Annotated in this window: 9 protein-coding genes; 2 read left to right on the forward strand and 7 right to left on the reverse strand. The window is 26.0% G+C overall.

Annotation, left to right across the window (positions count from 1 at the left end; translation table 11 throughout):
* Positions 1 to 133: 133 nt before the first annotated feature.
* The 6 genes from AC4FRL_RS04055 to AC4FRL_RS04080 all read right to left on the reverse strand — a co-directional run bounded on the left by AC4FRL_RS04055 (position 134) and on the right by AC4FRL_RS04080 (position 9,615).
* Positions 134 to 964, reverse strand: coding sequence for an energy-coupling factor transporter transmembrane component T family protein (locus AC4FRL_RS04055; protein WP_491138935.1), 831 nt, complete (start codon positions 962 to 964; stop codon positions 134 to 136).
* A complete protein-coding gene (locus AC4FRL_RS04060; RefSeq protein WP_491138936.1) occupies positions 964 to 2,670 on the reverse strand; it encodes an ABC transporter ATP-binding protein in 1,707 nt (568 codons plus the stop codon). The genes AC4FRL_RS04055 and AC4FRL_RS04060 overlap by 1 nt, the downstream gene beginning before the upstream one ends.
* Before the next feature lie 107 nt (positions 2,671 to 2,777).
* Positions 2,778 to 3,335, reverse strand: a complete 558-nt coding sequence (locus AC4FRL_RS04065; RefSeq protein WP_491138937.1) for an ECF-type riboflavin transporter substrate-binding protein — start codon at positions 3,333 to 3,335, stop codon at positions 2,778 to 2,780.
* Between the two features lie 282 nt (positions 3,336 to 3,617).
* Positions 3,618 to 6,794 carry a type I pullulanase gene (gene pulA, locus AC4FRL_RS04070; RefSeq protein WP_491138938.1) on the reverse strand — a complete coding sequence of 1,059 codons (3,177 nt, stop codon included), beginning with the start codon at positions 6,792 to 6,794 and terminating at the stop codon, positions 3,618 to 3,620.
* 80 nt (positions 6,795 to 6,874) lie between these two features.
* On the reverse strand, positions 6,875 to 8,833 hold the full coding sequence (glgB, locus tag AC4FRL_RS04075; protein ID WP_491138939.1) for a 1,4-alpha-glucan branching protein GlgB: 1,959 nt from the start codon (positions 8,831 to 8,833) through the stop codon (positions 6,875 to 6,877).
* A gap of 98 nt (positions 8,834 to 8,931) precedes the next feature.
* Positions 8,932 to 9,615 (reverse strand): YybI family spore inner coat protein, encoded by a 684-nt coding sequence (locus AC4FRL_RS04080; RefSeq protein ID WP_491138940.1) that lies wholly within the window; start codon positions 9,613 to 9,615, stop codon positions 8,932 to 8,934.
* A gap of 226 nt (positions 9,616 to 9,841) precedes the next feature.
* Here AC4FRL_RS04080 and AC4FRL_RS04085 point away from each other — a divergent pair, with 226 nt between their 5' ends.
* Both AC4FRL_RS04085 and AC4FRL_RS04090 read left to right on the forward strand, forming a co-directional pair.
* Positions 9,842 to 10,612 (forward strand): threonine/serine exporter family protein, encoded by a 771-nt coding sequence (locus tag AC4FRL_RS04085; protein ID WP_491138941.1) that lies wholly within the window; start codon positions 9,842 to 9,844, stop codon positions 10,610 to 10,612.
* Entirely contained in the window at positions 10,609 to 11,073 is a 465-nt protein-coding gene (locus tag AC4FRL_RS04090; protein WP_491138942.1) for a threonine/serine exporter family protein, read from the forward strand. Before AC4FRL_RS04085 ends, AC4FRL_RS04090 begins: the two co-directional genes overlap by 4 nt.
* A 45-nt stretch (positions 11,074 to 11,118) precedes the next feature.
* On the opposite strand, the gene AC4FRL_RS04095 is transcribed toward AC4FRL_RS04090, so the two are convergent.
* The gene (locus AC4FRL_RS04095) at positions 11,119 to 11,886 is read right to left on the reverse strand and encodes a hypothetical protein (RefSeq protein ID WP_491138943.1); all 768 of its coding nucleotides are present in this window, start codon (positions 11,884 to 11,886) and stop codon (positions 11,119 to 11,121) included.
* Positions 11,887 to 12,019: the final 133 nt, after the last annotated feature.

The following is a 12,019-nucleotide window of genomic DNA, read 5'->3' on the forward strand; positions in this document are numbered from 1 at the left end:
TCTTTTTAATTGTCTATTTACCCTCTAAATAGATAATTTTTAAAATAAATTTTTATTAAAGATAAATCCACGCTAGAAATTTTTTCAAAAAAAGTGAGAAGTATAAAAACTTCTCACAATTATTTTTAATATTTTATTTTATAAAAGGGTTATAAAATCTACTTCCATTTTTAATTGTAAAGCTTAAAGATATTATAAAGATTAAAACAACTAAAAATATAGCAAGATAATCTCCTTTTGAAAACTTTCTTTCATTATACCAAGTTCTTTTTTTATTTTTTCCAAAGGCTCTAAGTTCCATAGCAGTACTTATATTTTCTATTCTATCTAAACTTGAAAAAATAAGTGGCATTAAGATTGAAGATATATTCTTTATTCTCTTTAATAATTTTTCTTTTCTAGACATATCAATTCCTCTTGCCTGTTGTGCAAAGGATATATCATGATATTCTCTTTGAATATCTGGTATATATCTTAAAGCTATAGAAACAGAATAGGAAATTTTATAACTTATTCCTATTTTATTTAAAGAAGCTGCAAACTCACTAGGATTTGTTGTTAATATAAATAAAAGAGCCATAGGAATTACAGATAAATATTTTAAAGTAACATTAAACTCATAAAATAACTGTTCTAAAGTTAAAGTATAAGGTCCTATTATATGAAATATATTATGTCTTGTTCCGTATATATGAACACCTTCATAAGGTGAAAATATAAAAATTGCTAAATCATTTAAAAGTAAAAATACTAATATAAAATAAACTATAAAAGAAACTTCTTTAAATTCTATCTTAGATACCTTAAAAATTATTAAGCTAAAAATAAGCATAGCTAATAATACTCTAGTGTCATAGGTAAGCATAGCTGTTAAGGTCCAAAGTATAAAGCATATAAGCTTTGTAGCTCCTGTTAATTTATCAATAGGAGAATCTTTTCTTATATAAGTAAGCATTGCATCCATTAATTTCTTACCCCCCTATCATAATCAATAAATTTAGAAACAAAATCCCTAGGATTTTCAATATTAAACTTTAATGCTAAATCATATAAGGATGTTTCTTTTAAACTTGCTTTTTTTATTACCTCTTTATCCGTAAGTATTTCCGCTGATATGTTATCTGCTATTTTCTTTCCCTCTGAAATTACAATAGCTCTATCTGTATATTCAAGCATAAGGTGCATATCATGAGTTATTAAAATTATAGTAACTCCTCTTTTATTAAGCTTTAAAAGAAACTCCATTATTTCATTATAATGCTTATAATCTTGACCAGCTGTTGGCTCATCTAATATTATCATCTTTGGATTTAAAACTAAAATTGCTGCTATAGTAACTCTCTTTTTTTGACCAAAACTTAAAGCAGAAATAGGCCAGTTTCTATATGGGTAAAGACCACAAATTTTTAAAGTTTCTAAAACTCTCTTTTTAACTTCCTCTTCTTCTATTCCTCTAACTCTTAAGCCTAAAGCAACCTCATCAAAAATCATTGTTTTAGATATCATCTGATTAGGATTTTGAAGAACTATACCTATCTTTTCTCCTCTTTCTTTAATGGTTTTTCCCTTTAAAGTTTCTCCTTCAAATAATATATCTCCCTTTGATTCTTTATAAAATCCACAAATAAGCTTTGATATGGTTGATTTACCTGCACCATTTTTTCCTACTATACTAACTATTTCACCTTTATTCACCTTAAAATTAATATCAGATAAAATATTTTTTCTTTTATTATAAGAAAAACTTACCTCCTTAAATTCTAATAAAACCTCTTCTTTTTTTTCTCTTTCAGTATGTTTTAAGCTTTTACACCATTTCCTTAACTTTTCTCCCTTATCTTTAAGGGTTAATTTATCTATGCTCTCTAAATTCATATCTTCCTTAAGGTCATAACCACTATACTTTAAGGCAGTTACATATAGAGGTTCTCTTATTCCATACTTTAATAATTTATTAGAAGCTAATATTTTATTTGGAGTTGTATCACAAATAATCTCTCCTTCGTTCATAAGAATTATTCTATCCACTCCCCCACTTAAAACTTCTTCTAATCTATGTTCTATTATTATAATAGTTTTCTTAGCTTCCTTTTGTATTTTATCTATAAGCTCCATAGAAGCTTTTCCTGCTGCTGGGTCTAAACTTGCTAAAGGCTCATCAAAAAGAAGTATATCAACATCATCTACTATTGTACCTGCTAAGGTTACTCTCTGCTTTTGTCCTCCTGAAAGACTATAAGGTGCTAAATCTAACCTATTTTCTATATCAACTATTTTTGAAACATAGTCTACCTTCTTTTTCATTTCTTCTTGAGAGATGCAACTATTTTCTAACTTAAAAGCTATATCCTCAGCTACTGTTAATCCAATAAATTGACTATCTGGGTCTTGCAAAACAGTACCAACCATTTTAGAAATTTCAAAAACACTTAAATTCTTTGTTTCTTTTCCTTCTATTTTAAGGCTTCCTGAAATCTCAATATCTGTTGAAAAAGGTATTAACCCATTTATACAATTTGCTAGAGTACTTTTTCCAGAACCTGAAGGACCAGCAATAAGAACCTTCTCTCCTTCATATATAGTTAAATTTATTTTATTTAAGGTTGGTTTTGACTGAACTATGTAATGTGCAGTAAAATCCTTAAACTCTATTATTGCTTTTTTCTCCATATTAATCTCCTTAAAAATAGTTTATTAATGTAATTCTATTTCACTTTCTAAAATTAGCTTTAAAAAAAGGTTGTTTGAAAATATATTTCCCACAACCTTTCAAACTTCTAATATTCTTTTCTTAAGCTACCTCTTTTTATTCTTGTCTTAGCATAGTTAGCTACTAAAATAGTTCCTAAAACGCCAACAGTAACCATATTAGAAATTCCACCAATTGCTCCTTGTAGATAAACCTTATTTGCAGGCTCAGAGTAAATTAATATATCTAAAGTTGGAGCTACTAAAAACCATGCCACTCCATTTGCAATTATTTGTATTATATTAAATATAATTATTTGCTTTAACTTAAAAACACCCTGATTTATCTTTAAAATTCTTGAACCAAAACCAATTATTAGTCCTACTATTCCTGAAGCAAAAACCCAGCTTATCCAAGGAGATCCAAAAAACACTATATCCTTTAACGCATGTCCTATAAACCCTATTAAAAATCCAGCTAAAGGTCCATATAATAAAGCCATTAAAGCTAAAAAGGCATATGCAGTTTCTATATTTGTATTAGGAATACCTGTAGGCAAAGAACCAAAACGCCCTAATATCATAAAAACAGCTGAACCAATTCCTATAGCCACAATAGTCTTAATTGATAATTTAGTTTTTTTCATTTTTCATCTCCATTTTAAATCTATATGTATTAAAAATATAATATTTATTTTTTAAATATTAGCATAAATTCACACAGATAACTATAAAGTTTATTAAAGCAATTGTCAATAATCTTAAATATTATTAATATTAATATTCTTTTAATTAAAATACTATATTAAATAATATATTTTATTTATTAATATTTATTTCCTATATAAATTTATTGCTTATTTTCATAAAAACTTTATTTAAATAAAAATAAAAGTAGGAGAAAATTTAAAATCTCCCCTACTCCTATTCTAAGAAACAGCAATCATTACAGAGTATGCTTTTAATTTTACTCCTAGGCTTAAATCTACCTTTTCTTTATTAATAAACTCATAATCTTTAAGGATAACACTCCATAAATTCTCTTTCATTAAAGGTAAATTTATCTCATAATCTTCAATTGTTGTTCCATTATATATTATTAGCATTTCCTTAAAATCTTCCTTTAACAAATCATTTTTATAATGAGCTATTATAACTCCACTTTTATCATCTTCATTATAAAAATAAACATTTAAATTTTTTCTTATTTCCTCTTGATTTTTTTCTCTTAAAATACTAATTTTTTTTCTTAAATTTATTAAATTCTTATAATAGTTAAAAACCTCTATATACTTTTCCTTGTCACTCCACTTTATGCTATTTATATAATCACTACTTTTGTAACTATTATGGTCTCCTTCTTTACTTCTTAAAAATTCACTTCCTCCTTGAATAAAGGGTATCCCTCTTGAAGTTAGAAGTATAGAAACTCCTAATAAATCTTCTCTTATAAATTCATTCTCTAGTATGGTTTTTTCTTTAAGATTTTTAAAATCCTGCCCCTTTAAATTTTCTAACTGACTTTTTAATATTTGATCCCACAATGTATAATTATCATGGGAATCTAAATAATTTATACTCTCTAAAGGACTAAAGGTTAAAGTATTTATAGAACCTTTAATCCCTTCAATTACTTGCCATGCCTTTTCCTTGTTATGCTGTTCTCCATTTATATATCCCCTAGAAGGACTATTATCTCCCCTTAAGGCATTTCTAAAATCATCATTAAAAATAGAAAACTCTAATCCTTTTTGACTCCCCTTAAAAGTTCCATTTTTTAAAGGTGACTCTCCTCCCTTCCATGGTTCGCCATATATTAATAAATTCTCATTAAATCTCCTAATTTTTTTTACAACTTCTTTCATAGTTTCTAAATCAATAAGTTCCATTAAATCAAATCTTAAGCCATCTATATGATAATTTTTAATCCAATGAATTATAGAATCTAAAATATATTTTCTAACCATAGGTCTTTCAGAAGCAATTTCATTGCCACAACCAGAACCATTTGTATATTTTCCTTTTTCATCACTTCTAAAATAATACATAGGAACTATATTATCCATATTTTCTGTACTATACATGTGATTATAAACAACATCTAAAATTACCCCTATATTATTTTCATGAAACTTTTTTACCATATTCCTAAACTCTAATATTCTTTTTTTAGGATTATACGGGTCTATGCTATAACTTCCTTCTATGCAATTAAAATTTTTAGGGTCATATCCCCAATTTCTATTTTCTTCTTTTTCACAATTTTCTTCATCTACAGAGGCAAAATCAAAAACTGGCAAAAGGTGAATATGAGTAATTCCTAATTCTTTTAAATGGTCTATTCCTGTTTTAACTATTACATTGCTTTTTTTACTATGATAAAAAGTTCCTTCCTCAACAGCACCTAAAAATTTTCCTCTTAATCTTTCTGATACTCCAGAACTTTTATCTATTGTAAAGTCTCTTATATGCATTTCATAAATTATAGCATCCTCTTTATTTTTAAAATCAAATTTTTTATAATTATTCCAATTATAAGGGATACAATCTTTATTAAACATATCTAATAAAAATCCCTTTTCTCCATTTATTCCTACTGCTATTGCATAAGGGTCTATTGCATAAGTAGTCTTATTTATATACTTAAAGTTTTTATCTAAATCATTAAAACTTAATCTATAAAGATAATACTTACCTTCATTTTCTTCCCTTTTTATATTAACTACATAAGTACCACTTTCTAATTCTCTATGCATTTCATAAATTCTTAAAGGATTTTCCTTTAAATCTTTATATTCCTTATAGATTAAAAGTTCAACTTTTTTTGCTGTAGGCGCCCATAACTTTAAAGATATATTTTTCTCATTAAATCTTACTCCTAAATCCTTTCCTATATAGTAATAATTATTTAAAAAGTCTCTAAAAAAAACTTTACCTCCTAAAAACATACTAGAGGCTCTAACTTCTAATAAATCTCTTGGGTCTATATAAAACTTAAGATTTGTCAAGCTAATCTCTTTTTCCTCTACCTTAATAGTAAATAAGGACTCATCTATTTTTATTCCATTTTTATAAAGATAATATTTTACTCCTATTAAAGGTTTGTGAGATAAATAAATCTTTATTGTATGATTATTATCCATTACTGCAAATATTATCTTTGGTATGCTCTCCTTTATAACTTCCTTTAAAGAAAAAAATAATTTTTCATTTTTATATAAAGAAAATAGATTTTTCTTTTCCTTATTTAAAGAAAAGGTTATACTCTGCTCTTCCCATAAATTTATACTTCCTTTTTCTAAAAGACTTTTTCTTAATATAAAATTTTCATCATTTAAAAATGCCCCAACTCCCATAGAGGTTTTAATATTTAATTTAATTTCTTTTCCCTCAATATTTCTTCCAAAACTCCATATATTCCAATTAAAGTTCTCTCCAAAGTAATCTTTTTCTTCTTTAATAAACTGAAAAAAACATCCCTTATCCTTTTCATCTATAATTTCTATTTCTTTATAAGCACTTATATTGCTTACAGGGTCAAAGGCTTTTATTAAAATCTTACTTTCCTTATTAAAATTCTTTTCTAATTTTAATATTCCATCTTTTAAAGTAACTCCTTCTAAGTTCCCTTCTATAGATAATATATTTTCTTCAATTTTTATATTTCCAAAAAGTGATTTTTTAATAACCACTAATTCAACAGGATAAAAAACAGATAAGCTATCTCTTGAAGATATGATTTCTAAATGCTCTTTAAAAGGCTCCCAAAAAAAATTAAATAATTCTCCCTTTTCTTCTTGGTTTTTTATAAGTATTTCCTCTCCCTCTAAATTAGTTACAAGATATCCATAATTATAAATTCCCTTCTTTAATCCTTCTAAAAATGTAATCTCTTTATCTAAATATACTTTTCCACTATTTTTATCTAAAGCAAAATTTAATTTAAAGTTCTCTTTTTTTTCCCAAGAATTAAAATCTCCAACTAAATAAGCTTTAGCTACATCTTTTAAAAAGGCTCTTACTCTTATGGTATTAGTTAAAGGACATACCTCTATGTAGTAATCATTTTTTTCATAAGAAAAACTTTTCTCTACATATTCAAACATAAAATACACCTCTATTACTTTTTATGTAATTTAAGGCTACTATATATACTTCATTAAAATATATTAGTAGCCTTTATATATTACTTAACTCTTAAAACTAAAGCAGCTAAAGGAGGAACCTTAACCTTTATTGAAAATTTAAACTCTTTAAAATCCTCCTTATAAGCTTTTAAATATGTTTCACCCATAACATTTCCTGCTCCACCATACTTTAAAGAATCTGTATTAAAAACTTCAAAATACTCTCCCTCTAAAGGAACTCCTATCTTAAAGTCATAATAAACTACTGGTGTAAAATTGCATATAAATATTAATAAGTCCTTTTTATTTTTTCCTTTTCTTATAAAAGAAAATACACTTTGATTAAAATTATCTGCATCAATCCATGCAAAGCCCTCTTTATCATAATCTAATTCCCAAAGGGCTTTATTTTCTAAATAAAACTTATTTAAACTTTTGAAAAAGTTATGAGTTTTTTTATGAATTTCAAACTCATCAATAACCTTCCATTGAAGTTCTTCCCACTCTCTCCATTCAACAAATTGAGCAAATTCACTTCCCATGAAAATCAACTTTTTCCCAGGATGCCCCATCATAAAAGAAGCATATAATCTTAACCCAGCATATTTTTTCCAGTTATCTCCCCACATTTTGTCTACAAGAGATTTTTTTCCATGTACAACTTCATCATGGGAAATTGGCAAAATAAATTTTTCATTATAGTTATACATCATTGAAAAATTAATCTTATTATGATGATATTTTCTATATATAGGGTCTAAATTAATATAGCTTAAAGTATCATTCATCCATCCCATATTCCATTTATAAGTAAAACCTAATCCTCCTTTTTCAACTTCCTTTGTTACACCTTCCCAATCTGTAGACTCCTCTGCTATAGTAATAGCTCCTTTTCCTTCTTTCTTTATTATGGTATTTAATTCTTTTAAAAAAGCTATTGCCTCAAGATTTCCATTATCTCCATAAATATTAGCTTCCCACTCTCCATAATTTCTTCCATAATCTAAATAAAGCATATTAGAAACTGCATCTACTCTTAAACCATCTATGTGAAATTCTTTTATAAAATACATTGCATTAGATAATAGAAAAGATTTAACCTCTAATCTTCCTAAATCAAAATTACAAGTTCCCCAGCCCTTATTATTAGCCTTCCAAGAAGCTTCATACTCATAAGTTGGAGAACCATCAAACATGTATAATCCATGTTCATCTTTACAAAAGTGACTAGGAACCCAATCTAAAAATACTCCTATATTATTTTTGTGAAGCTTATTTACAAGAGTTTTAAATCCATTTAAATCTCCATATCTACTTGTTACAGAATAATATCCACTTCCTTGATATCCCCATGAGGCATCTAAAGGATGTTCATTTATAGGCATAAGTTCTACATGAGTGTATCCCATTTCCTTTATATATTTTGGTAATAAATCACTTATTTCTTCATAAGTTAAAAACTCTCCATTTTTTCTTCTCCAAGAACCTAAATGTAGCTCATATATATTTACAGGTTTTTTATCTAAACCTTCTTTTTCTCTTTTATTTAACCATCTTTTATCAGCCCATTTAAACTTTTTTTCTTTAATTAATATAGATGCTGTATTTGGTCTTAATTCTGATTTAAAAGCATAGGGGTCAGCTTTATAAACTATATTATTTCTAAGCTCATTTAAAATAGCAAATTTATACTTTGAATTTTCTTCTAGTTTTTCTATAAATAAAGACCATATTCCTTTTTCATTTATTTTTTTCATAGAATATTCTTCTTTAACTTTCCAATTAGTAAAGTCACCAACAATATATACTTTACTAGCTTTAGGTGCCCAAGTTGTAAACCTAACCCCTCTTTTTCCATTTTCTTTTACAAAATGTGCTCCCATAAAATTATATGCTGAAAATTCTTTTCCTTCTAAAAATAACTTAAACTGACTTATAAAATCTTCATTTTTTAAATTGCTCTCCCTTTCGGTAACGTTACCATTTTTATTTTCCGTAACTTCCTCACAAATTCTCATCCTTAATAACCCTCTCCTTAAAAGTGTAAATATACAATATTTTGATTTTATTATACTATTTTCCATTTAAAATTACAATTGATTGTACCATTTTTTTCCTATATTTTCTTTGTAACTAATTCTCTATCTTTTACAATAAAATTTTTTTCTTTATTTAATTCTATTTTACTTTGAATTATTCCTAAAACATCTAAAAGTACTATTCCAATTACACTTTGCCTTGCTAAAAAAATATATTTATTTCTACTAAACTCCTGTATTTCATAGTAAGTATTTATATCAGAAAGTGCAGGATTTAAATTTAATTTAACTCTGCCCTCTTCATCATATATAAGATTTAAGTATTCCCTATCCTTAGAAGAAATATCTATAATATACTTCTCCTCCTTATTATAAATTATAGATACTTTATAATTTTCAATATATCTTATTCTTGGTCTTTCTTTTTTAACAATATCCCATTGGTCTAATAATAAAATTATTTCTCCATTATAATATTCATATAATAATAATATAGCTACATTTCCAGAGCCTTGAAATTTTCCTTTTATCAAAATAAAATCTTTTCCGTCTCCCAAAAAATCCCCTAAAAAAATCTCCATATTATATCCACCATAAGGCAATCTTTTGCTTATTAATTTCTTTTCTTCCTGTAAATAAAGATTTATTTCAAGTTCTTCTTGAAACCCGTCCTCACTTAAAGGATAGTAACTTATTAAATCAACTTTATCTTTAGAATTCTTTCCTCTTATATGTCCTATCTTTGAATCTAAAATTACCATATTTAAAATCCTCTTCTAAAGTAATATACCTTATATTAATTTATGCAAAAATATAATTAAAGTAACTTTTAAAATAAAATTCTCTTACTTTATTTGTTAATTAAATATTTTATATTTTTTTTAAAATTAACTCTTTATAAAAAAGTATTCTTCAAAGTATAATAGAAAAGAAATATTTTATTTATAAAATTTTTCATCATAAACTAAATAAAATTTGGAGGTAAATATGGACTTTAATAGAATTATTAATTTCTCAACAGAAGTTGGCACTTTAATGTTAGAAAATGGTGCTGAAACCTATAGAGTTGAAGAAACAATGAGCAGAATATGCTTAGCTTATGGTGTAGAAAAAGTAGATGTTTTTGTTATTCCTACAACCATTATAATAACTATAAAAACTTGTAAAAATGCTATTTCTAGAACTACTAGAATAAAAAGTAGAAGTATTAATTTAGATAAAATAGCTAAATTAAATAACCTTTCAAGAGAAGTAGCCTTTAATGAAGTTTCTATTGACGAAGCCGAGGAAGAACTTAATAAAATTTCCTCTGAAAAAGAATATCCCTTAAAAATAAAAATTCTTGGATATTTACTTTCAGCTTCAGCTTTTACTCTTTTTTTTGGTGGGAATTTAAAAGATTCTATAGTATCTGGATTTATAGGAGTTGTTCTTTGCCTTCTTGCTTATGTTTTTAATATTTTAAAAACCAATAACTTTTTTATTAACATAATATCAGGTGCCTTAACCTCTTTACTAGCTTATGTAGCTGTAAGACTTAATATTGCACCTAACTTAAATGAAATAATAATAGGTGCCCTAATGCCCTTAGTTCCTGGACTTGCTATAACAAACTCTCTTCGTGATATAATAGCTGGTGATTTAGTTTCAGGAAGTGCAAAATTTATAGAAGCTTTTTTAATAGCTGTTGGAATTGCTATTGGAAGTGCTAGTATTTTATCTATATTAATAAGCCACTATGGAGGTATGAGTATATGAATACAATAATCTTAAACACTATATATGCCTTTTTTAGTTCTTTAGGTTTTGCTTTGATTTTTAACATAAAAGGAAGAAATCTTTTTTTTGCTTCCTTATGTGGGGGATTAGGTTGGTTTGTTTACCTTTTTTCAAACGAATTTATAATTGCAAATGAAAGTTTTAACTATTTCTTGGCAGCCCTTTGTATAGGATTGTTTTCTGAAATTTCAGCTAGAAAACTAAAAACTCCTGTCCTTGTATTTTTAGTTTGTGGAATTATTCCTCTAGTTCCTGGTGGTGGAATGTTTTATACAATGCTAGAAACCTTAAAAGGAAATATAAATAAGGCTTTAGCCTTAGGCTGTAACACCTTAATGTTAGCTGGTTCTATAGCAACAGGTCTTGTTTTAGTTTCATCCTTTACAAAATTATATTATGCCTTAAAGAAACTTATAAATAGAAAACTTAAAAAAGCATAGATTTTAGTAAAAGTCCTAGAAAAATTTCTAGGACTTTAAAATTTCCTATCTTAAATAATCATTTGCTTCTGAATCCCATGATATGAAATAATAAACATCCATTAAGTTGTCAAACTCATTTTTTACAAAATCTAATATTTCATTTTTTGAATTACTTGCATGATTTTTTTCATAATCTTTTCTTATAGTTAGAGTATATTTTTCTCCACTATCTGTATATTTTATTATATCCTCTACATAATCTGATTCATCATCATAATTTTTAAAATTATCATCCTTTATTAAATATAACTTATACCCTTTACTTTCTAAAGCCATAAGAATATTTTTAAACTTTTCCTTTAATCTATAATCTGTTCTTATTTTATTTACAAGATTTCTTTGCTCTATATTTCCATACTTATCTAAATAAAGAGCTGTATTCCATGAATTAGCATCTAATCCAAGTTCTATACGAGGAATATAATTAAATACCATATCCTCTTCTATTCTATTTCCTTCTATGTTATTAAATAAATTTAAAAGTTTAATAAGCTTTCTAACATCTGCTCTATTCTTTCCATAAGATAAATAAACTCTATCTACACATTCATTATTAACTCTTTTTAAAGGCCAAGTTATACTAGTTATGTATTGCTTTTCCCAATGTGAACTTAGTCCTCTAGAATCCATAAACTCAAAAAGCCCTAAATTATTAAGCTCTCTTAATTTTTCTGCAACAAGTCTTCTTTTTTCTAAGGTAATATTATCCTTATCTTTAGATTTTTCTATATCAAAAGCCTTAAAATCACTTTCTAAAAAAAAGTTTCCCATAAATTTATACCTCCTTAATAAAACTTAATTTCCTTATGCCTTATTAAATATTTATTCTATTATACCCCTCTTAAAAATACATTAAAAATATTCTATTTTGATAAATTTTAGAATAAATAATAGTTTTTTTATT

The sequence above is a fragment of the Clostridium sp. TJA032 genome (assembly GCF_058310275.1).